We start from the raw sequence: 22,838 nt of genomic DNA, 5'->3' as shown, positions 1-22,838 counted from the left end.
CCGTGTATGTATACGGATGAATTTTCATGAAGCGCGACGCCACAGGCAAGTTTCTTAGCAATTGGAACTCGGAGATGAAACAACGAGTGAGCTTATCTCTGACTAATACAGCATGGCGATCGCTCGATAAAGAGGCTTACAGGCGAGGAATTTCTCGCTCTGAAGTCATTGAACGCTTTGCCCGCACTCTTGAAGGCGAACATTTGATCGCTGCCCAAGAAACTGAGGGCAAGGTAGCAACCATTCTGGAAAGCATTACGGATGCTTTTGTCGCCTTCGATCGCGACTGGCGCTACACCTATGTGAATCGTGCGGCGGCTCAAATCCTGTACAAAACGCCAAAAGAGTTATTGGGAAAGCACGTTTGGAATGAGGTTTTTCCTGAGTTGGTCGGTGGAATTGCATATCAGGAACTCCATCGGGCAATGACGGAACAAGTCCCTGTTTCTTGGGAAGAATTTGGGGAACCGATTCAGCGTTGGTTAGAGGCAAATGCCTATCCCTCTCCAGCCGGGGTAACTGTTTATTTTCGAGATGTGACCGATCGCAAGCAAGCGGAGGCAGAACGAGAACGGTTGTTGCACGAGTTGGAAATTGAACGCGCCCGATTTGAAGCTGTGTTGCGACAAATGCCTGCTGGCGTCATCATTGCCGATGCAGCATCCGGTAAGTTAGTTCTGGCGAACGAACAAGCCAAGCAGATTGTTGGGTATGACTACGAAGAGTCGCTTGAGCTTGAGGAATATGTTCCTATTACTCCATTTGAAGCCTTTAGCTCAGATGGTCGAGTCTATGCCCCTCATGAGTATCCTCTGGCGCGATCGCTAAAAACAGGTGAGGTCGTCACCAACGAAGAGATAGAAATTCATCGAAATGATGGTAGCCGCATTTTCATTAACGTCAACTCAGCACCGATTTTAGATAACCAAGGGCAGATTGTTGCAGCCGTTGCTATCTTCCAAGACGTGAGCGATCGCAAACGTGTAGAGCAAGCCTTACGCGAGAGTGAATCGCAGCTACGAGGTTTATTTGAGGCAAATCTCATCGGCATCATCATCGGAGATTTTCAAGGCAATATTTTAGAAGTCAACGACGCTTGGCTTGCCACGGTAGGTTACACGCGAGAAGAAGTTTTATTGGGAGAGGTAAACTTCCTTGAGATTACTCCACCGGAGTTTCGGCATTTAGACCAACAAGCAATGGCACAGATGAAACAAGTTGGTCGCCATGCGCCGTTTGAGAAGGAATACATTCGTAAAGATGGTAGCCTGGTTCCCGTTTTAATTGGGAGTGCCTATTTAGGGGGATCTAACGATTTAGGTGTAGGCTTCTCGATCGACTTAACAGAGCGCAAACGCTTGGAATCAGAACTGCGGCAGCGAGAGCAACAGTTCAAGATGGTAGCTGAAAATTCCCCAGACATTATTAGCCGAGTTGATGCAGAATTTCGCCATATTTATGTCAGCCCTTCTGTAGAAGTGGCAACAGGTATTCCATCAGAGCAATTTGTTGGCAAGACCAATGTTGAGCTAGGAATGCCAGAAGACCTCTATCGTGTTTGGCATGATAGTTTACGGCAAGTCTTTGCAACCGGCCAAGAACAGACGATTGAATTTAAGTTTCCGACTCTAAATGGTATTCGATGGTATCAGGCGCGTATTGTCCCCGAATTTGCCAGTGAAGATTCTGTCGAAACGGTACTGAGTATTGCTCGTGATGTGACGGATTACAAACAAGTTGAACAGGCATTACGAGAGAGCGAAGAGCGCCTGCGATTAGCACTTGAAGCGGCTCAGATGGTTGTCTGGGATATGGATTTGCAGGCCGATCAGATCGTGTGTTCTGCCAATGCTCTAGACATTTGGGGTCTTCACGAAGGTACGGGAGAAGAATTTTTTGCGCTCATTCATCCAGACGATCGACAACGGATGATCCAAGCGGCCCAACGGGCAGTCACTGGAGGAGAACAGTCCTATGTGCAGGAGTATCGGGTAATTAGTCCAGACGGCGTTGTGCGCTGGATCAATAGTCCGGGGCGAGTCTATCTGGATGAGACGGGGCGAGGAGTTCGCATGATGGGCGTTTCCGTTGATATTACAGAGCGCAAACAAATCGAAGCAGAGCGCGATCGCCTTTTAAAACGAGAACAATCTGCCCGACTCGAAGCCGAAACCGAACGCAAGCGGTTGCATGACATCCTGATGCAATTGCCTGCCATGATTGCCATTGTTAAAGGTGCAGATCTTGTGTATGAATTTGCCAATCCCACCTACCTGCAAGGGACTGGGCGCACTCCAGACATTATCGGGAAATCAATACGGGATGTTTTCCCGGAACTAGAGGGACAAATTTACTTTGAAGCGCTCGATCGCGTTTACCGGACGGGAGAAACGTTCATTGTGAATGAATCGCCTACTTACTGGGATCAAAACGGCGATGGAGTGTTGGAAGAAGCATTTTTCCACTGCATCTTTGCAGCTTGGCGAGATGCTGAGGGAACCATTGAGGGTGTGTTGATTTATAACATTGAAGTGACAGCCCAGGTGCGGGCAAGGCAACAAATTGAACAACTGCTCAAGAACCTCCAGCAGAAAGAAGAAATTCAGCAATTCCTAATCGAATTGAATGATGCGATTCGTGCCATTCAAGACTCGAAGGAAATTATGTGGCAGGTGGTTTGTGCTACAGGGCAACACTTTAGTGTCACTCGCTGTACCTACGGCGAAATTGATTCTACTCAGGAATATGTGATTGTCGATCGCGACTATTGCAATGGTGTAATCAGCGTAGTGGGTAGACATCACCTGAATTCGTTTGGCCCTAAACTCATTGCGGAATTAAAGCAGGGTAGAACAATCGTCGTAGATGATGTCGATCGCGATCCTCGGACTGCCGGAGTTGGGGCGGCTACCTTTGATGCAATCCAAACCAAGTCTCTGCTATGTGTTCCATTGGTGAAAGAGGGGAAATTTGTCGCCTTGTTGGTGTTGCACCATGTCTCTGTTCGCCACTGGACGGAGGAAGATGTGGTGCTGATGGAGCGAATTGCTCAAAAAACCTGGCTAGCCGTGGAGCGATCGCGGGCAGAAGAGGAATTGCGAGAAAGTGAAGCTCATCTGCAACTCGCGCTGAAGGTCGGACGCATGGGAACGTGGGACTGGGATATGCAGACCGATACATTGCTTTGGTCAGAAGGACACTTCATGGTGCTGGGTCTTCAACCGAATGAGTGCGAACCGGGCTATGAAGTTTGGGCAAGTCGGGTTCATCCTGATGACCTAGCACAAGCTGAAGCAAAACTTCAGCAAGGCATAGCTGACAAGACGGAGTATCACCATGAATATCGCCTGCGTTGGTCAGATGGCTCGATTCACTGGGTCGAAGCGAGAGGACAGTTTACTTATGATTCTCAGGGAAATCCCAAGCACTCGATCGGAGTTGTCATTGATATCACAGAACGCAAGCAAGCAGAAGAGGCATTGCGTCAAGCCCTACAAAAGCTCAACTTCCATGTTGAAAACTCTCCTATGGCAGTCGTTGAATGGGATCGAGACTTTGAAATCATTCGCTGGTCTGCTGGTGCAGAGCGCATTTTGGGCTGGAAAGCCGAAGAAATTCTAGGCAAATCTTTAACAGAGATACCTTTTGTCTTTGAGGAAGACCTAGAATCGGTGACTGAAGTCTGCCAACGGCTGGTCTATGGTGAAGAACCCCATATTTTTTCATACAACCGCAATTACACGAAAGCTCGCAACCTTGTGCATTGCGAGTGGTATAACTCCAGTCTCAGGGACGAATCGGGACGGATGATTTCGGTGTTATCGCTGGTGCTGGATGTGACGCAACGCAAGTATGCAGAACAAGAACGAGAACAACTTTTAGAACGCGAGCGTCTTGCACGGGCCGAAGCAGAAGCCGCACAGCGCCAACTGGCAACTATTTTTGACACGTCTCCGGTGGGACTTGCTCTGTTAGATTCCGAGCAGCGATTTATTGCCATTAACGAAGCATTAGCAGAAATTAATGGATTAACCCGCGAGCAACACTTAGGCTATTCAATTCTAGATATTTTTGGTCAGTCCGACCCCCAATTAGTTGAAGTCTTTGATCAGATTTACGCCACGGGCGATCCCTTCACTTCACCCAACTTGGCGGTGAATGTTCCCGGACGCAGCGATCGCCGTCCCGGTTACTACAACGTTTACTATCTTCCGACCGTTAACTCAAATGGTCAGGTCGAAGGCATTCTCGTGTATGTGGTAGATGTGACGGAACGGATGCAGTTAGAGCTTGCCCAACGTTTTCTCTCTGAAGCAAGTGCGGTGCTTGCATCCTCACTTGATTATCAAACTACTTTGGAGCAAGTCGCGCAGCTTACAGTGCCGGAATTAGCGGACTGGTGTACGGTTCACATCATAGAAGAGGATGGTGCGATCGAGCAGATTGCAGTTGCTCACATCGACCCGGCTAAACTGGAATGGGCATATCAGATTAGAGACAAGTATCCGCTGAACCCGGATGACCCTCGCGGTACTGCATTGACGCTGCGAACTGGGCAATCTGACTTGCTGCCGGAGATTCCCGATGAACTGCTGGTACAGGCAGCGCGTGATTCAAAGCATTTGGAAATACTGCGGCAGGTTGGATTCAAATCGGTAATGACGGTGCCACTACGAACTCAGGCACGAATTATAGGGGTCATTTCCTTTGTGTGTGCCGAATCTGGACGACAGTACACCTCAGCAGATTTGCAACTGGCAGAGGAATTGGCTCGTCGTGCTTCTTTGGCGATCGACAATGCTCAGTTGTACCGACAGGCTCAACGCGATCGCACAAAAGCAGAAGCCGCTAACCGGATTAAAGACGAATTCTTGGCGGTGTTGTCCCACGAGTTGCGATCGCCCCTCAATCCGATTCTGGGCTGGACAAAATTGCTACGAACAGGGCGACTCGATGTCACAAAAACCCAGCAAGCCCTAGAAACGATCGAACGCAATGCCAAGCTGCAAGCCCAATTAATTGAGGACTTGTTGGATGTTTCGCGCATTCTGCAGGGAAAAATGACGTTAAACGTCGCTACTGTGAATCTAGCGGCAATGATTGAGGCTGCACGGGAAACGGTACGACTGGCAGCCGAAGCCAAACACATTCAAATCCAGACCACATTTAATCCTATTTCAGGAACGGTTTCAGGTGATACGAATCGCCTCCAACAAGTAGTCTGGAACCTCCTCTCCAATGCTGTGAAGTTCACCCCAACCGGAGGACGAGTCGAGGTGCAACTAGAGCAGGTGGGTATGTATGCTCAGATTCAAGTCAAAGATACTGGAAAAGGCATCAGACGAGACTTCTTACCCCATGTGTTTGACTACTTCCGTCAAGAAGATGGCACAATAACCCGACACTTCGGCGGATTGGGATTGGGACTGGCGATCGTCCGTCATTTTACCGAACTGCATGGAGGAACCGTTCAAGCAGACAGCTTAGGACAAAACTTAGGGGCTACATTTATCATCCGGCTACCGTTAAACCTCGTAGAACCGGAACCCTCTTCTGATGACAGGCACCCAGAAAGTGCGGCAGACTTAGCAGGTATTCAGGTCTTGGTTGTGGACGACGATGCAGATATGCGAGAGTTGGCAGCATTCACCCTGATGCAATCTGGCGCACAAATTACGACAGCGGCTTCGGCTGCACAGGCGTTGACCCTCCTGAATCAATCTATCCCCGATCTGCTCTTATGTGACATTGGGATGGCAGAGATGGATGGCTATTCCCTGATTCGGCAAATTAGAAAGTGGTCACCCCAACAGGGAGGCACGATTCCTGCGATCGCACTTACTGCCTATGCTGGAGAAATCAATCAGCAGCAAGCCTTAGCTGCCGGATTTCAGATGCATATTTCAAAGCCTGTCGAACCAGAGGAATTGGTAAAAGCGATCGCCCGTTTGCTAAGACACTGAATGATTTGAGGATTAGCTATCATGCTGCTTGGAATAGATTTAGGAACAGGCTCTGCTAAGGCATTGCTCCTAGCGACAGACGGAACCGTTATAGGTGAGGCGTCAAGCTCCTATCCCGTTCATGCACCCCATCCTGGATGGGCTGAGACTGAGCCGGAGGATTGGTGGTTAGCGGTTGGCGAGGCTGTTAGGAAGGCAGTAGGAAATCACGCTGATCAGGTACAGGCGATCGCACTTTCAGGGCAAATGCACGGTGTTGTCCTAGCTTCGGAGTCGGGTCAGCCCCTGCGCCCTGCTATCCTCTGGGCGGATACTCGCTCTAGTGCCACGCTGAACACTTATCATTCGCTCGATGCCACTATTCTAGAGGGCTTGGGCAACCCGATTACGGCGGGAATGGCGGGCCCAACTTTGTTGTGGCTACGAGAACACGAGGCTAATGTCTACACCGAAGCGCGTTGGGCACTCCAGCCCAAAGATTGGCTGCGGTTACGGATGACTGGAGAAGTCGCAACCGAACCATCTGATGCTAGCGGTACTTTGCTTTACGATGTTGTGTCGGACAACTGGGCTGGGGAAGCAATCTTAGCCCTGAATCTACGCTATGATTGCTTACCAAAAATTATCCCCTCTAGTGCGATCGCAGGCTACCTAACAACTGTTGCTTCTGAGCATCTCGGCTTACCTGTTGGCTTACGGGTTATTGCTGGTGCTGCGGATACCGCTGCGGCGGCGCTTGGTAACGGATTGCTAGAGCCTGGATTGGTTCAACTAACGATCGGCACAGGCGCTCAAATCATTACACCTCGATCGCAACCAATTATCGATCGTCATGGTCGTACCCATCTCTATCGAACCGCCCTACCTAACCAGTGGTACACCCTTGCAGCAATGCAAAATGCCGGGTTAGCGCTGGAGTGGGTGCGAGGTATCCTCGGCTTGAGCTGGCAGCAAGTTTATACTAAAGCGTTTTCTGTTCCCCCAGGATGTGAAGGATTGACATTTTTGCCATACCTCACGGGTGAGCGAACTCCACACCTTGACCCTTATGTACGCGGCGCATGGGTGGGGCTGGGACTTCATCACACACAGGCGCACCTGATGCGGGCAGCTTTAGAGGGAGTTGCTTTTGCCTTGCGAGAAGGTTTTGAGGCACTTGAAGCAACAGGTTTTAAAGCGACAGAACTGCGTTTAGCAGGCGGTGGAACGGCAGAAATGCCTTGGAAACAATTACTGGCTGATGTATTGAGAATACCCCTCTATGCAACTACAGTTGCTGCTGCTTCCGCGCGTGGTGCTGCTCTACTAGCGGGTATAGGAATTGGCATATACGCAGATGCTAATGACACGAGCAAACTGGCAGCCACACCAATGCTTGCTGCAACTCCGCAATCTGTTGATCCCATCCTAGAAGAGGCTTGGATGCGATATCAAGCGCTTTATCCACAACTTAAAAAAACTTGATAGGAGTTATGCCTCAAGGAAGACGTGTTAGAAGCTATCTACAAATTATTCTTAAAGCAAGACCGTTTAATATCAGTCTCATAAAAAAAGAGAGTTTACTAACAAAAGAGGTAGATATTACATGAATATACTAAGTGGAATCAATCTCCCAAAATCAGCCGATGCTTCTGCTTTATACATACAGTGTAATGAATCTGCATCTATCAACTACCAGGAAGATGAAAAAAAAGTTGTCTTAAGTCAGGGGGGTATTGCATCCTCAAATTCTTACTTTAATTCGTTTTATGAAAAGTTTTATACTCAATATACAACTCTTAGCTCTATATACTATTCGCTGAGACTTGAAGGAGACTTTAAAGTTTCTGTTTACAGAGAAGTTAACGGAGAAAACAAAAGAGAAATTATTTCTGAACAAAAGTTTGAAAACTGTCAATTCTCAGAGCCTGTAAAAATCTTACCAGTAAATCTCCTTCAAAATGAAAATGCTGGCAGAATATATTTTGAAATAACCTGTTCTAGTGAACAGGGTGCATTTAAAGAGGGGTGGATAGCAACTGATGAAAATAAAACCAGAGAAGTATCGTTAGCGATTACCATTTGCACCTACAAAAAAGAAACTTTTATAAAAAATACATTGGCTGCGATTTTTCAAGATAAATTACTAGAGACCAAGAACTTCAAATTATTTGTTGTTGATAATGGTAAAACTTTAGACCAAGCGGATTTCAATAAGCAAAAGCTGAAACTGGTTCCCAATATAAATGCGGGTGGAAGTGGTGGTTTTACTAGAGGGCTAGTTGAATCTCTAGAGGAGAACGTCTACTCTCATTTTTTGCTTATGGATGATGATATAGAGTTAGAAAGTGGATGTATTTATAGGTTAATTTCTTTGTATGAGTACGCCAAGACTGATTTTGCAGTGGCTGGCGCACTGCTTGATTTACAGAACAAGCATATGTTGTATGAAGCAGGAGCATTGTACAACGCCTATTCTAAAAATAGAGGATTTGGGCCTGGGTCATTAACTCCTGTAAATAAGAACCTCGATTTACGAGATGCTAATTGTCTCAACAGGTTGCTCAAGGAAGAAGATATAGACTATGGCGGATTTTGGTTTTTCTCTTTTTCTAAGGAACTTGTTGACGAAATTAAATTGCCGCTGCCTTTCTTTATCAAAATAGATGATGTAGAGTTTGGTTTAAGAATAAAAGAGCTGGGCAAGAAAATTGTAGCTTTTCCCTCACTGGCGGTGTGGCATCTACCAGCTTCTGCCAAAAACGTAAATTGGGAAAATTATTATTATACTCGCAACGATCTTGCAGCTTATGCTATCCATTATTCCCTAAGATATATGGATGCAGTAAAGCATCTTACAAAAGTCATAATTCAGGCTTTAGCAACATTTGATTGCGATCGTGCACTGGTGGCAATACAAGCTTTTGAAGACTATATGAAAGGCCCAGATTTTCTCAAAAATACTGATCCAGAAACCTTTCACTCAAGCATTATCAAGCTGAGTAAAAGCTATAGTAATCAAAAGGAAGTAGATAAATTAGCTGGTGTTAAGCTTTTGACGAGGTGGTTTAAAGTTGCGGCTCAAAGTCGTAGTGAATGGTCATCCGTAAGTACACAATGGAAAAGAGCTTCCAAGGAAATTACATCTACTATATTTTGGCAGCAATACCTTGGGCTAAAGAACTAGAAGTGAGAGCCTCCATTGGTTGATGGTGGACAACTTTGATCGCCAGCAACTCAACGATTCACAACAAAAGCGCCTTGGGATTAATTGTGGTAGTTCACACTCCTCTGTCAAGCTACCCTGTGACGGGGGATTCTTCCTTCACAGCTTGAGGCCGAGTAAAAGCAGTGCCTTTACTTGGCATTATTGTAGCTCCAGAAGCTACGGAGGTATGCCCTAACTCTAAAATTCGTCAACCCTCATCTCTAATGTTTTTAGCTGCATTGATGTTTTTATCATGGTGAGGCCCGCATTAGTGCATTCCCACTTTCTGATAATCCAATGAAAGCCAATTTACAGCAGATTGCAAGCTTATAGACGACAATAGCAGCATTTAGAAAACCAGTTTTTTAGATGTTGAGGATTAATTAAATAAGCGTGCGAAGTGCGACCCGGATTGGGTATCAAATGGAAGGAACTTGAGTTAAATGATGACATAATCTTCGCCCAAAACAGCTTGAGTGACCTGTGGTTCCGGCTCTACTGGGTCGCTGTAATGAGTCTCAATGTGTTGGATGAAACTTTCCCGATAAGCTTTGAGATGCGAGTTAAGTGCTTGGATATCCTGCTCTCCTGTCGCGAAACCTTTCTCTCTTCTGAAGTGACCGGATTCCTTCACAAAAGCCATGTCAACTTGCCACAAAGCCTTATCAATCGGGCGATATGACAAATCAACAATATCGTAAGTTGCGAATCCTTGGGACTTCATAAAACTCATTACATCATACATCTGACCGAACAAAGTAACTTCTACAATTACATATTCAGTCTGCTGCAAAATTTCAGTTGCTCCCGCTAAAACATCTAATTCCTTTCCGTCTACATCAACTTTAATTAAATACGGGCCTGGCAAGTTTCTTTCTCTGCATATTCCATCCAGGGTAATGGCTGGTATGTTTCTCAAATAAGGATTACTGCTGTCAGTAGCGCGGTTTTCAGAAAGTGAAGAATGCACCATACCGGGACTGACGTTGAGGGTGAAAACTCCCGATTCTTTGGTTGCTGCTGCAATAATGTATTCTGCACTTTTGAGTTTGCGGCAAATTTTGGCGAGGTAAGGTTCATTTTCGGCGATTGGTTCAATTAGCAAATGTCGCGCATCGGGGAAAGTTTCGTAAAGGTTAAAAGTTCCCAATGCGGCACCGACATCAATCACAGTTTTGGGTTCAAAACCTAACTGTTTAGCCAGCAGCAAGCTGCCTGACATCGAGTTTCTGAGAATTCCTGTTTGTTGTTGGCTCACAATTTTTTCCTGATTTCAATGTGGATAAAGTTAATATTATGTCTTGCAGCAGAGTTATTGTATGTCCGAATCAAGAAACGAAGCAATCGCAAACCTCGGCGATTGCTTCGTTTCGGATCGCCATGACAGAAATAGGCTTTAACGCAACCTCCTACTATTTTGCGGATTTCTGCGCCTTGTTTTCCGGTTCGACAGATTGCAAAGCTTGGTCGAGAATAGCCCGCGCTTCTTCGGCTTTGCTTCTAGCTTCTCGATAGCGGACGTTAGCTTGAGCAAAGTTTTTTAGAACCTTGAAACCATCTTTCAAACGACCAATTTCCTCGGCACTCACAGCCTCATCTGTAAACAAAATGTCGATCGCCGCCCGGATTTTGAGTGCTTCTTCGCGGGATTCCATGACTTTCAATTTGAGACTTGCCAAATTGCTCAAAATCTGGACTGCTTCAGTAATCGCATCCTCGCCGTCAGACGCAGCATCTTCGATATCCTTAACTTCAACAAACTGCTTGGGCCCAAATCCCTCCACGAGTTCCGTAGGCAGCTTGCCCTCATCCATGAGATCCATCAGCCGATCCATCGCTTCTTCCCGGGCTTTGGCTGAATCTTTCCCCTTGACAGTTAAAATAATTTCGGGGCTTTGAGGAAGTGTATAGCGAACCATATTTTGACAGCCTGTGCGCGAAAACAATTGAATGATATTTTATCTTTATTCGATCGCCAGTTGCAGCTATCAATCTGCTCTATTACCAACCGCTTGCCAAAACTTGACACATATACACTCAAAAGGAACCCTCGACAATGAAAGATAAATTTCTTAACTTGCTTAACTTGCTTTTAGTAGCTGATGTGTTTTTCGTCTTTGCCATTTTTGGGTGGTTTGTGATCGCAGTAGCGGGTCGATCAACTGGCGTGAATCTCGGTTTTGATTTGTGGTATAGTCTCTGGCAGCCCGTATTTAATCCCGCCCTGGGAATTCTTATGGGCGGTGCTATTCTCAGCGGTATAATTAACCAAGTTTCTAAACGCCTCAATCCCAAGTAAAATTGATGTTTTGTTGGAGACGGTGATTGGTGATGCTACTTAGTGGGCGATCGAACTTGTGGAATGCGTCAGAGATGAGGCACTCAATTAGGTCGATGAAGCTTGAAAATACATAAGTAGTCAAAAACGAGTGAAACGCTCCCCAAAGGAGCGATATCTTATGAAAGCCATCACAAAAGTTATGATAGCTTTACATTCTGTTACAGGGTAAAGTTTATTTTCGCTTGCCTATTTACGTCGAAAATAAAGATTGGACGATCGGGATCTAAAAGTATCAACTCATATTCGGAGTAACAAAAGTCGGGCAATTATGGGAGAACAAAAATGTATCGGTATCCTCACTAGCGGGGGTGACTGTGCAGGCTTAAACGCAGTTATTCGAGCCGTTGTCCACCGCGCAACGGGAACTTACAATTGGAAAGTGATGGGCATTCGTCAAGCCACGAAGGGATTGATGAGTCGTCCCCCTCAAGCAATTCCCTTGGATATTGAGAAAGTAGACTCGTGGCTCACCATTGGCGGTACGATGCTAGGCACGACAAATGAGGGCAATCCTTTTGCCTTCCCGATGTCAGATGGGACTCTACGCGATCGTTCTGACGACATTATTGAAGGCTATCATCAACTAGGTTTGGATGCCTTAATTGGCATTGGTGGTGACGGCAGTCTCGCCATTCTCAGGAAGATTGCTCAACACGGCAATTTGAATTTAGTTGCTATTCCTAAAACTATTGATAATGATGTCGGAATTACCGAGCGTTCCATCGGTTTTGATACTGCGGTCAATATTGCGACTGAAGCACTCGATCGCTTGCATTTTACTGCGGCCAGTCACAGTCGCGTCATAATTGTTGAAGTCATGGGACGCGACGCTGGACATATTGCGATCAGTGCCGGAATTTCTGGGGGAGCTGATATAATTCTGATTCCCGAAATCCCTTACAAAATCTCCAATATCTGTGCCCAAATCCAAGAACGCCAAGACCGGGGAAAAAACTACTGTTTAATTATAGTAGCGGAGGCGGTTCGCACTGAAGAAGGCGAGTTAGTAATGCACACAAATCGCTTAGGTCAAAGTCGATTAGGCGGAATTGGTCAGTATTTAGCTGATACAATCTCTGAGTGCAGCGGTGCAGAAACTCGCGTCACTGTTTTGGGACATATTCAACGCGGAGGAACTCCTTCATCGCTAGAAAGATTAATTGCTTCGGCTTTTGGCGTCGCAGCAGTGGATTTAATTGCCGAAGAGAAATACGACTGCATGGTATCTTGGCAAAAGCGGGAAGTTGTGAGCGTTCCTCTGGAAGATGCGATCGCCAAATACAGACCTGTAGAGTTCAATGGTACTCTGGTTAAAACGGCCCGTGGTTTAGGGATTTGTCTGGGAGACTAAACAATTACCCGTCTGATTTCTCAAAGGTTTAGTCGGGGACGCACTCAGAACCACGAAACTGGGTTTTTCAACCGAGACTTAGGGTTTTAAGCCAGTGTATTGTCGTAAAAAACCAAGGTGATGACCGTCTGTGCTTCCAGGACTAAGATTAACCTGGAAGCAGTGACGTTTCAACTATATTAGTGTAACTTGCAATCAGTTCCGAGCGAGTATCGACCCAGAGTGCGATCGCACTCGGAACTACAAAATACCGCAACAAGTGGAAAGGTGAGAAATTGGCACCATTTACTGCACAAATTAGAGTGCGCCATTACGAAATGGACGCCCTCGGTCACGTAAATAATGCTGTTTACCAGCATTATTTAGAACACGCTGCGATCGAACATTTAGAACACTTGGGATTTACACTGGATCGCTACCGGGAATTGGGCGGCGTCTTTGTAATGCGACGGATAGAGATTGACTATTTGCGATCGGCAGCCGCGGGCGATCGATTGGAGATATCCACTTGGATCGAACAAATGCGCGGCCCGCGCGCTGTCCGCCGCTACGAAATTCGCTTAGCTGGAAGTGACGAAATCTTGTTAAAAGCAGAGGCGCTTTGGGTTTGGGTTGAAGTTACCACCATGCGCCCGCGAGCAATTCCCAAACAAATAATTGATATTTTTGAATCACAATCTCAAGCATTACCAACATAGAGAAAAAAATAAATATTTTATTTGCAAAATCCTGTAAAAATATATTGGTTTGTAGTGAGAACTTCAGTCCCCTATTCCCCGTTTGTAGAAGTGCAAAAAGTTGATTGTCGCCAAGACAGCAAATTCCGATCGCAAAAAGTCGGATCGCCCGCCTGCCAGTTTGGATGCCGCAGAGGTACGATGGAATATAGGGAGGGAGGCCAAGCCGGCGAAGGTTAAGCTTGGTGACAATACCCACAGGAAGGAAAAAATGACACTTAACTTGCGGCGACCGATTTTAATAGGCGGAATAGGACTTTCAGCAGCGCTGTGGCTGCTGGAAACTCTACAGCATTCGGGTTCAGAAATGGGCGAAACGGCACTCATCGGCTTGGCTGCTGCCGGTGCGGGGTATTGGTGGTGGAAGCAACAATCCCCCAAACTCGAACTCGCACTCCCGCAACCCCTGGCGAACCGGGAAGCAGCCGAAAAAGCGATCGCGACTTCCGAAGCCGCCATTAAATTGCTGGCTTCAGAAGCTCCAAACTCCGCCGATCCGGTGAATCTAACAGCAAAGCTCGATCGGCTCAGAACCGAATTAGACAGACAAGATTTGCGGATTACCGTAACTGGCGGTAAAGCTGTCGGCAAAACTGCCTTAATTCAAGTTTTAAATTCTAATTGGGCATCTCAATACCCGCAAAAGCTTAGTTTAGAAGAAACAGCAGCGCTGTTTGCTAATACAAATGCCGATGCCAAAATCGGCGGTGATTTAGTGCTGTTTGTAACAGCGGGCGATATCACCGATTCCGAATTTAAAACATTATCTCAGCTAGCTTCGGCAGGTCAGCGCGTGCTGCTAGTCTGGAACAAACAAGACCAATATTTGCCAGAACAGCAGTCGCAGGTTTTGAACTCTTTGCAGCAGAAAATGCAAGGAATATTGGGGACAGAAGAGATAATTGCGATCGCAGCTTCTCCCAATTCTATTAAAGTGCGCCAGCACCAAGCGGACGGCACATTTAAAGAACGGATTGAAAATCAAGTCTCTCAACTCGACGGGCTGACGGAAAGATTGACTAAAATCTTAACTGAAGAACGGCAACAGTTGGTCTGGGCGAGTGCAGTCCGCGAGGCTGCAAGTATCAAGCTAGAGGCAAAAACCTTATTAAATGCGGTCAGGCGCGATCGGGCAATTCCGATTATCGAACAATATCAGTACATCGCCGCCGCCGCCGTCTTTACTAACCCGGTTCCAGCTTTAGACTTGCTAGCAACAACCGCCATCAGCACCCAACTCGTAATCGATCTCGGCGCTATCTACCAGCAAAAGTTTTCCTTAGACCAAGCTAAGACAGTAGCTGCAACTTTGGCTAATCAAATGTTCAAATTGGGATTAGTAGAACTGTCTACCCAAACTATTACTGGACTGCTGAAAAGCAATGCTGTCACCTATGTAGCCGGAGGCGCGGTGCAGGGAATTAGTGCAGCATATTTTACCAGAATAGCTGGACTGAGTTTAATTGAATATTTCCAAAGTCGAGAAGGGGAGAATGCTGCAATAGGCATTTTAAATATCGACCAGTTGACTAAAACTTTGCAAGCAGTATTTACACAAAATCAGCAAGTTTCCTTCTTGCAATCTTTCGTCAACCAAGTGGCGAGTCGCCTTTCATCTCAGGTATCTGGCCCCGAAACTGTTAAGTCGGCGGTCAATTAAGTAAAATACAGCGGATTCCAGGTTTATGAAGTACACCCCAGAAACCCGGTTTCTCCTGGATTTCTCGCCAGAAATCGGTTTTATTCAAGAAACCCGGTTTCTCTGTACTTCACTTACCTGAAAAGTGCTGTAAATGAACAGGCAAGATGCCTGTGCCACAAGACAGTTTTTCTGTTGTGGAACAGGCAAGATGCCTGTTCCCCGGCAGAGGCTGGAAACCAGTTAATATTTTCCTTCTAGCTTCTTCCTTCTATTATACAATCAAAGATAGTTTGCACGATGATACAAACTCAACCAAAAATAGTAACCTTTGAACAATTTATAGAAGACAAACCCGATAACAAATCCTACGAACTTCACGATGGGGTAATGGTTGAAATGCAGCCCACAGGAGAACACGAAGATATCACAGCATACCTTGTTCAAGAATTTACGCTGCTTTACACCCAACTGCAACTTCCATACCGCATTCCCTCGAAAGCGCTAGTTAAGCCCCCAGCTAAAGATACAGGATATATTCCTGATGTTTTGCTATTAAACCGTCAGGCTTTAGCCTCTGAACCCTTATGGTTGAAGTCAGCAACAATCACCCAAGGAACCTCTATCCCGCTACTTGTTGAAGTTGTCAGTACCAACTGGCGCGACGATTATCTCAAAAAGTTGGCAGATTACGAAATGATGGGCATCCTCGAATATTGGATTGCGGATTATGCTGGATTCGGCGGTATACGTCATATTGGCGACCCCAAACAACCCACGCTTTCGGTTTGTCACCTTGTGGACGAAGAGTATAGGATTACACAGTTCAGAGGGAGCGATCGCATTATTTCACCTACATTTCCCAATATGGAGCTGAACGTCAATCAAATTTTCCGAGGCGGCGCCTAGTGTTAGGGAAAAGAACAGGCAAGATACCTGTCCCACAAAAATTTTTTGTTATTGTGAAACGGGCGGGGTATCCCGTTAAATATTTTTTGGAAAACTCACAACTAAAAAATTATAAATTTATGAAAAAGTGTATTAAAATAAGAAATAGGATTTATAATTCGACGATCAATTATACCTGCTTAAAAAAGCCGATCGCCAATGGCTGACAATTCTATTCAAGAAAATCGCTTATCCCTTGCCCGCGCCAGTTTGCGCGAAGCCCTGGCGCGCTATTCCCACCTGCGCCAAGGCAAAAAAAACTCGAATAATACAGAATTAGAAGCGGCGCTGCAATATCAGTTAGATATCTTAACTTCCACCTCAGAAAAACTAGACCACAACATAATCCGCATTGCTACTTTCGGCCTAGTCAGCCGCGGCAAGTCAGCCGTATTAAACGCGCTTTTAGGTCACAAAATTCTGCAAACAGGCCCTCTCAACGGCGTGACTCAGTGGCCGCGTTCCGTGCGCTGGAGTGTGCCTTTATCCTTCCTTGACAGCGAGGAATCCCCCCAAGCCCCCCTTGCCAAGGGGGGGAAAGGAGCGGTGCAAGTAGAATTAATCGATACTCCCGGACTTGATGAAGTTGGTGGCGAAGTGCGCGGCGAAATGGCGAAACAAGTAACTCGCCAAGCTGACTTAATTCTGTTTGTCGTTGCAGGCGATATCACCCGCACAGAATATCAAGCGCTGTGCGAATTGCAAACAGCTCAAAAACCAGTAATTTTAGTTTTTAATAAAATTGACCTGTATCCAGAATTAGACAGAAAAGCTATTTACCAAAGTTTGCAAGCGCTGGGAAATTCTGAAGAGTTAGCAGCCGCTGCGGTAACAGAGGAAACAGATAGCGAAAATTTGTCCGATCGCCCAAACAACTCCTCCGATAAATCTACTGCAAAATCACCCCCTAAAACTTCCAAATCATTAGAAATAGTCATGGTAGCCGCCGAACCAGCGCCGGTGCAAGTGCGGGTGGAATGGTCAGACGGAAGAGTCACTAACGAATGGGAGTCGCCGCCCGCGCAGATAGACGAACTCAAACATAAAATTCTCACAATTCTTAACAGAGAAGGTCGATCGCTCCTCGCTTTAAATGCTTTAGTTGAAGCTAGAGATGCCGAAGCAAACATTGCCCGTCACGTTCTCAAATTGCGACAAACAGAAGCCGAAGATTTAATCTGGCAATTTGCAAAATATAAAGCTTTGGCTGTCGGTTTAAATCCAGTGGCATTCTTGGATGTAATGGGAGCAAGTGTCGCAGATTTAGCCTTAATTCGCTCTTTATCCAGACTTTACGGCTTACCCATGACTGGTTACGAAGCGGGGAAACTTTGGCAGACTATTTTTTCCAGTGCTGGCGGCGTACTTTTGGGAGAATTGGGTAGCAGTTTTCTGTTGGGATTTGGCAAAAGTGCGGCGGCTGCGGCCCCGCACATCGGCTTTTCTACTTTTGCCGGAGTCGCTGTAACTCAAGCTAGTCTAGCAGCTTACGGAACCTACGCTGTCGGTCGCGCCGCCCAAGTTTACTTAGAAAAAGGCTGCACCTGGGGCCCCTTGGGACAAGATACGGTAATTCAAGAAATTCTCGCCACCATCGAGCGTAATACAATTATCGATCGCTTGCAGCAAGAGTTTAAAATATGACACAAACAACAGCCCTTACTTAAATCATTCAAACTTTAGCCGATGTTGAATCTCGATTCAATATTACGCGAACTGAATCGGAGGGATTTTTCCCAGAATGGTATACAGATTTACCCGAAATTACAGAAGTCGATAAAGCCGCTCTCAATTTAATTCGGCGGCGATATCTTTATCATTTAAATGATGAAGCCTTATACCATTTTTCTAAAGATGTGCTAGAGATAAAGAATGTAAAATCCAAGACGATCCGGTGAGAAGACCAATGATACGCGGGCGTGAAAGATGCCAAAATTTCCTGGACTTTTATGCGGAGTTCGTCAAGATTACTAAACACCGACAATCTAAAAAATCTTTCAGATATTCCCACACTCTTTCTGTCGGATTTACGAACGGACAACCCGGAGGCTGAAATAGTAAAATAACATTGTCTGGTAATTCAGATGAGTCCAGCTTATGAGCGGGTGCGTTATCAACTTGAATGATGTGTAATTCATGAGGATATTGTTTTGACAAAAGTTGTAAATATGCTTCAAAACAAACTTTGTCTAAATGCGAAAACTCCCAAAAAAAACTTTTTACGCTCTGCGCTCGATACTGCCCCATACAGCCAAAAACACTCAAATTTCCATTGATGCTTCCCGACGCGCTTTACGCCTGAAAGCGTCAGCTTGCGCCGACGAATTGTATGCAGTCCTAGCCGCATTTCATCACTGCACCAAAAGATGAGTTTTTTATATGTGTTTGCTTGAGGTAAAGCTTTGTCTAGTAGAGCTTTTATCTGTTGATGCCAGCTATTTTAAAATTCATTAATTACCGTAGATTTCTGAGAAATACTGCGAGGTCTGGGAATTTTAAATTTACTTTTTAATTCTTCTATTACTAAAGAAATCCTATACTGTAGCACACTGCTTGCTAGCACAAGTTCTCGAAGCAAAAGGGGAGACAACAGCAGCTTTTTCTTGCTGGCAAAAATGCCTGAATTGCTCTGCCCAAGGCCAACAACAAGAAGGTGTGGCGTGGAAACTTCCAGAATTAAGTATTTGGAAGAGTTTTGCCCGCGAGAGGCTCAGTGCTTCGGGCAGAGAACCTAATTAATTAAATTACAGTAGGGTGCGTCAGTAGTTCTCAGTTTTTCTATCCTACTTAACCATTTAACTAGCTGACGCACCCTACTGAAAGCTCGCTAACAATTAAAGTTATTTTGTTCGGAGGAACTATCGGATCGTCCTCTCCAGAACTGCATTTTGTTCTGCGCTCAGCTTGGGCAATTTCCATCAAGGGATAACTACCAACTGCTGACACTAAACTTGCCTCTACATTGGCAATTATTTCTCCGGCAGCATGGGGAACCCCCATTACTAATAATGTCAGGGGGGTAGATAAAACTATAGGTATCACAGCTCGTTTCTCCGTCAAAGAAAGGGATAAGGGAGAAGCTAGTTGGCCAACTGCGCTCTATTATTAACCAGGGGGTAGGGAGACAATTATGCAAAATTTTCAGAAAAAATTTCCCCTCATCAAGCTCCAAATCTTCTCAGTGTTTGCTTTACGGATTATTAAATTTTCTGTAAATCTTACATTGAGACGCAATTAAATCCTAGACAGAGTACATCTCTGAGGTAAAATCAAGTCTAATCCTTTAATTGCTCAGGCATAGTCTCATGCCAATTCCCAAACTCAGTGAAGCGACGATCCAGCATAATACCTCTGCCGCCTCCCTCAAGCGCGGTGAAACTTACTATTTAGCGGGTAATGTTACTAGCGCTGTCCTGCGTGGCAATATCGTGCAAGCAATAGTGGAGGGTTCTGCTGTGCAACCTTACCGTATTACGATAAACTTTGATGACGCTAATGTCGCATCATCAAATTGCACTTGTGCTTACGATCGCGTTGGGTGGTGTAAACATATTGTTGCTACCATGTTATTATGTCTGCGACAACCACAAATAATTGAGCAGCGCCCCACACTGGAACAGTTACTCGATCGCCTCAACGATGTACAAACCCAGCAATTAATACAAAATTTAGTAGAAAAGGAACCCTCACTCATTGATCCGATCGAACGATACGTTAACTTAAGTGCTATTCCTACGCCTCCACAGCAACCTACTAAAGTACCCCGTCGTACCTCCATTAATCCGGCTCCTTTTAGACAACAAGTACGACAAATTTTGCGAAATGCTGTGCGTTATTTCGACGAGGGATGGGGGGAAGAAGACCCCATTACAGAAGAACTTTGCGATGTGATTCAGCAAGCGCAGGAATTGATCGCAGAGGGAGATGGTAACAACGCCTTAGTAATTTTACAAGCCATCACCGCAGCTTGCGTTAAAGATTGGGATGACGTAGAAGAATATGGCGCTGAAAGTTCTGATATAGCTAACGCTTTGGATGAAGCTTGGACAGAAGCCATTTTAACGGCTGAACTAACTGCTGAAGAAGAGATCGATATTCAGGGGATGTTAGAAGCTTGGCAAGATGAATGGGATTGCGATTTCAGCATGAGCTTGAAAGCATTACGCCAAGGTTGGGATGACCCCCTAATTCAACAGGTACTTCAAGGAAATATTACGGGGCAAGAAATAGGAGCTAATGAGGCACCAGAATGTGCTAAAAGCTTAGCATTAATTCGCTTGCAAATCCTCGATCGCCAGGAACGCTATCAAGAATACTTATACTTAGCGCAAGCAGAAAACTGCCCTCAACAATACTTGACGATGTTAAGTCGTTTGGGGAGAATAGAAGAAGCAGTGGAAGCTGCTGCTACTCAGATAAAATCAGCGGAAGATGCTTTTGCTCTTGCTCAAAGTTTACAAGCACAGGAAGCAAAAGCTGAAGCTCTAAAAATTGCTCAAACTGGGTTGAATTTGTCAGGCAATTGCCTTTATAAACTGGCAATTTGGACGAGTGAGTTGGCTGTTGAGTTGGGAGAAAACGAAGTTGCATTAACTTCTAGAATGCTAGTCTTTGAAATCAAACCATCCTTTGCTGATTATCTTTTAGTGAAGGAGTTTGCAGGAGACAGTTGGTCAACTGTGAAAGCAAATTTGTTAGCAACTCTGAGAAGTGATAGAAGTTGGGGAGTTTCTGAAGCAAAGGTTGATATTTTTCTCTATGAGCAACTTATTGAAGATGCGATCGCTGTTGCTGATGGCTTGAGTGGCTACGAATCGGCACTGATTCACCGAGTAATGGGGGCTGCGATCGCCCACCGCCCTGATTGGACGATCGCCAATGCTTGTCGGCTTGCTGAATCGATTATGGATCAGGGGAAATCAGAGGACTACGATCGTGCAATTAAGTGGTTGGAAAAAGCCCGCGCTGCCTATTTACAAATGGGGCAAAATCTTCAGTGGTGTGCTTATCGTTCTCAACTTATGCAAATACACCATCGGAAGCGGAAATTAATGGGGATGCTGAAGAGTCCAGATTTAGATTGAGGCTGAAGTTTACCGTAAACCGGAACAAGTGAAAGCGGCCCAATAAAAAGGGTCAGCAAAAGGGAAATCTAAGCAACTAATTATTTCCAGTCGTTGCAAAGTTTTGTAATTGCGTGTTGCTGTTTCGGCCCGCTTTTCTTCCTCTTGTAGCCATTGCAGATAGTCGGCAGAACCTTCTGAATAGGAATTACGCTGGTTTTCGGCAAACTGGCGATCGCCCTCCGCCTCTTCAAATTTGCGTTCTAATAAATCACCAAGTTGGGGAGAATAGCAAGCGACAAATTCTGATCCAGAGAGCGATCGCAAATTTATTTGTGCTTGCTGCAATGCTTTTGGGCGGCTACTTCCTTGCTGCCGAAGTTTGTGATAAAAAATTGAAAATAAGGGGTTCTACCGAACCTAGTATGTAAAACTAACTAGCAAAATGCCAATGTAAGAAGCTCCTAAGAATAAAGTTGTCAAAATTTCTAAACCCATAGCCTTTTCTTTTGATGAGCTTTAATTTGTTATTAATTCCTTCCACAACTCCTTGAGTAGTCCTCCGATCAAAATACGCAATAATTTCTCCAATCCACCTAATAATTGTCCCACAGCTTTTGGGGGAAACGGAAATTGCATCTTTTAACCAATCACTTAAACTAAATAATCCTTCTACCCAATCTTTTGGGGCTTCAAAAATTTGTCTAAACTCTTCTTTCATTTGATGCATTTTTTGTAATGTAGGAGCAACTTTTTTAAGTGATTCTAACTGCTCTTTTTCGAGGTCAGTGAGATCCTCTTCATTTTTTAGTAAGACATATTTACTTTTTTTTATTCCGGAGAGTAGTCGATCTTTTTCCGAGTTATTTTTTAAGGCAACGGCTGCTTTCTTAATCTTTTTTCTAGCTCCATCTAATTCTTCATTTACTTGCTTCATAACATGAAATCTATCGGCCACAGCTTCTGCTTGTGGCATTAAAGCTTCTGAGACATTTTTATAAGGTTTCCACATATCTATACTGACTTCTACAATTTGGTCTAAAACCTCTTCTCCCCAGGCTTCTAGGTATTTTTGTATTTCCACTTGAGTTCGATTTTTGACCATTCCTACTATAATTTTTTTATCGATATCTACTAAAACTACACAATAATTTTTCTCTCCTTTTACTAGAGCAATTTCATCAATTCCTAGCCTTCTTAATCCTGATGGTTTTTGTCCGATCAATTCCTTTCCCCATTCTTTTAACATGGTTTCTATTTCTTGTTCGCTGACTCCATTCCTTTGAGCCACATTTTTAATATCGCTTTCTAATAATTCTGACAAGATCTTTTTTTTCAACTTCTCTGTATAGGTTCGAGTTTTTTTAACAAATTCTAAGTCTTCACTAAATTTTTTTGGGCAACCTTCACACCTCATCTGACGGCGATTAACTTGTAAATATACTTTTTGCTCTCCAAACGGCAAATCCCTCACTACATAATAATGATTTTGATGGAGTTTATCAGTTTTCTTCCCACAGTCGGGACAAATGGCTTTTTTGTTGTTATTATCTAAGTAAATCGTGATTCCCCGAAGTGTTGAACGCTTATTGATAGGATTCTGAAAATA

The 22,838-nt window shown here is 45.0% G+C and carries 18 protein-coding genes; 12 read left to right on the top strand and 6 right to left on the bottom strand.

What is annotated here, in order from left to right; all coding sequences use genetic code 11:
* Window positions 1-74 precede the first annotated feature (74 nt).
* From QUA36_RS13645 to QUA36_RS13635, 3 genes are all read left to right on the top strand, one after another.
* Window positions 75-5,963, top strand: a complete 5,889-nt coding sequence (locus tag QUA36_RS13645) for a PAS domain S-box protein (protein ID WP_333458008.1) — start codon at window positions 75-77, stop codon at window positions 5,961-5,963.
* Between the two features lie 21 nt (window positions 5,964-5,984).
* Window positions 5,985-7,427 (top strand): xylulokinase, encoded by a 1,443-nt coding sequence (gene xylB, locus QUA36_RS13640; protein ID WP_333458006.1) that lies wholly within the window; start codon window positions 5,985-5,987, stop codon window positions 7,425-7,427.
* Window positions 7,428-7,548: 121 nt separating this feature from the next.
* Complete coding sequence (locus tag QUA36_RS13635) at window positions 7,549-9,129, top strand: glycosyltransferase (protein WP_333458004.1); 1,581 nt, start codon at window positions 7,549-7,551, stop codon at window positions 9,127-9,129.
* 460 nt (window positions 9,130-9,589) lie between these two features.
* Here the strand turns inward: QUA36_RS13635 and QUA36_RS13630 are convergent, their stop codons facing one another.
* Together QUA36_RS13630 and QUA36_RS13625 are read right to left on the bottom strand one after the other, a co-directional pair.
* A complete protein-coding gene (locus tag QUA36_RS13630) occupies window positions 9,590-10,408 on the bottom strand; it encodes an FkbM family methyltransferase (RefSeq protein ID WP_333451697.1) in 819 nt (272 codons plus the stop codon).
* A 154-nt stretch (window positions 10,409-10,562) separates the two neighbouring features.
* The gene (locus QUA36_RS13625) at window positions 10,563-11,069 is read right to left on the bottom strand and encodes a hypothetical protein (protein ID WP_333371805.1); all 507 of its coding nucleotides are present in this window, start codon (window positions 11,067-11,069) and stop codon (window positions 10,563-10,565) included.
* A gap of 137 nt (window positions 11,070-11,206) precedes the next feature.
* Between QUA36_RS13625 and QUA36_RS13620 the strand changes: the two genes are divergently transcribed.
* The 7 genes from QUA36_RS13620 to QUA36_RS13590 all read left to right on the top strand — a co-directional run bounded on the left by QUA36_RS13620 (window position 11,207) and on the right by QUA36_RS13590 (window position 17,810).
* Complete coding sequence (locus tag QUA36_RS13620) at window positions 11,207-11,449, top strand: hypothetical protein (protein WP_242720156.1); 243 nt, start codon at window positions 11,207-11,209, stop codon at window positions 11,447-11,449.
* Between the two features lie 310 nt (window positions 11,450-11,759).
* Window positions 11,760-12,842, top strand: a complete 1,083-nt coding sequence (locus tag QUA36_RS13615; RefSeq protein ID WP_333166770.1) for an ATP-dependent 6-phosphofructokinase — start codon at window positions 11,760-11,762, stop codon at window positions 12,840-12,842.
* Between the two features lie 275 nt (window positions 12,843-13,117).
* Window positions 13,118-13,540 carry a thioesterase family protein gene (locus tag QUA36_RS13610; RefSeq protein WP_333166772.1) on the top strand — a complete coding sequence of 141 codons (423 nt, stop codon included), beginning with the start codon at window positions 13,118-13,120 and terminating at the stop codon, window positions 13,538-13,540.
* A gap of 54 nt (window positions 13,541-13,594) precedes the next feature.
* Entirely contained in the window at window positions 13,595-13,759 is a 165-nt protein-coding gene (locus tag QUA36_RS13605) for a hypothetical protein (RefSeq protein WP_333458001.1), read from the top strand.
* 31 nt (window positions 13,760-13,790) lie between these two features.
* A complete protein-coding gene (locus QUA36_RS13600; protein ID WP_333457999.1) occupies window positions 13,791-15,239 on the top strand; it encodes a slr1306 family protein in 1,449 nt (482 codons plus the stop codon).
* A gap of 279 nt (window positions 15,240-15,518) precedes the next feature.
* Window positions 15,519-16,127: a Uma2 family endonuclease gene (locus QUA36_RS13595; RefSeq protein WP_333457997.1), complete on the top strand. Its 609-nt coding sequence runs from the start codon at window positions 15,519-15,521 to the stop codon at window positions 16,125-16,127.
* 198 nt (window positions 16,128-16,325) lie between these two features.
* On the top strand, window positions 16,326-17,810 hold the full coding sequence (locus QUA36_RS13590; protein ID WP_333457995.1) for a DUF697 domain-containing protein: 1,485 nt from the start codon (window positions 16,326-16,328) through the stop codon (window positions 17,808-17,810).
* A 303-nt stretch (window positions 17,811-18,113) separates the two neighbouring features.
* Here QUA36_RS13590 and QUA36_RS31355 read toward each other — a convergent pair whose 3' ends face one another.
* Window positions 18,114-18,413, bottom strand: coding sequence for a transposase (locus QUA36_RS31355; RefSeq protein WP_445251243.1), 300 nt, complete (start codon window positions 18,411-18,413; stop codon window positions 18,114-18,116).
* Between the two features lie 306 nt (window positions 18,414-18,719).
* Between QUA36_RS31355 and QUA36_RS13585 the strand changes: the two genes are divergently transcribed.
* A complete protein-coding gene (locus tag QUA36_RS13585; RefSeq protein ID WP_333451689.1) occupies window positions 18,720-18,905 on the top strand; it encodes a hypothetical protein in 186 nt (61 codons plus the stop codon).
* A gap of 60 nt (window positions 18,906-18,965) precedes the next feature.
* Here QUA36_RS13585 and QUA36_RS13580 read toward each other — a convergent pair whose 3' ends face one another.
* Entirely contained in the window at window positions 18,966-19,208 is a 243-nt protein-coding gene (locus tag QUA36_RS13580; RefSeq protein ID WP_333457993.1) for a hypothetical protein, read from the bottom strand.
* Window positions 19,209-19,471: 263 nt separating this feature from the next.
* On the opposite strand from QUA36_RS13580, the gene QUA36_RS13575 reads away from it, so the two are divergent.
* A complete protein-coding gene (locus QUA36_RS13575; protein WP_333457991.1) occupies window positions 19,472-21,250 on the top strand; it encodes an SWIM zinc finger domain-containing protein in 1,779 nt (592 codons plus the stop codon).
* Between the two features lie 9 nt (window positions 21,251-21,259).
* On the opposite strand, the gene QUA36_RS13570 is transcribed toward QUA36_RS13575, so the two are convergent.
* Both QUA36_RS13570 and QUA36_RS13565 read right to left on the bottom strand, forming a co-directional pair.
* Window positions 21,260-21,625: a CHAT domain-containing protein gene (locus QUA36_RS13570; RefSeq protein ID WP_333458035.1), complete on the bottom strand. Its 366-nt coding sequence runs from the start codon at window positions 21,623-21,625 to the stop codon at window positions 21,260-21,262.
* Window positions 21,626-21,662: 37 nt separating this feature from the next.
* Window positions 21,663-22,790 (bottom strand): ISL3 family transposase, encoded by a 1,128-nt coding sequence (locus tag QUA36_RS13565; RefSeq protein ID WP_333458033.1) that lies wholly within the window; start codon window positions 22,788-22,790, stop codon window positions 21,663-21,665.
* Window positions 22,791-22,838: the final 48 nt, after the last annotated feature.

Source organism: Microcoleus sp. Pol10D4 (genome assembly GCF_036701555.1).
Classification (GTDB): Bacteria; Cyanobacteriota; Cyanobacteriia; order Cyanobacteriales; family Microcoleaceae; genus Microcoleus.
The sequence above is the reverse complement of the archived record's forward strand: the minus strand, read 5'-3'. Positions and strand labels throughout refer to the sequence as shown.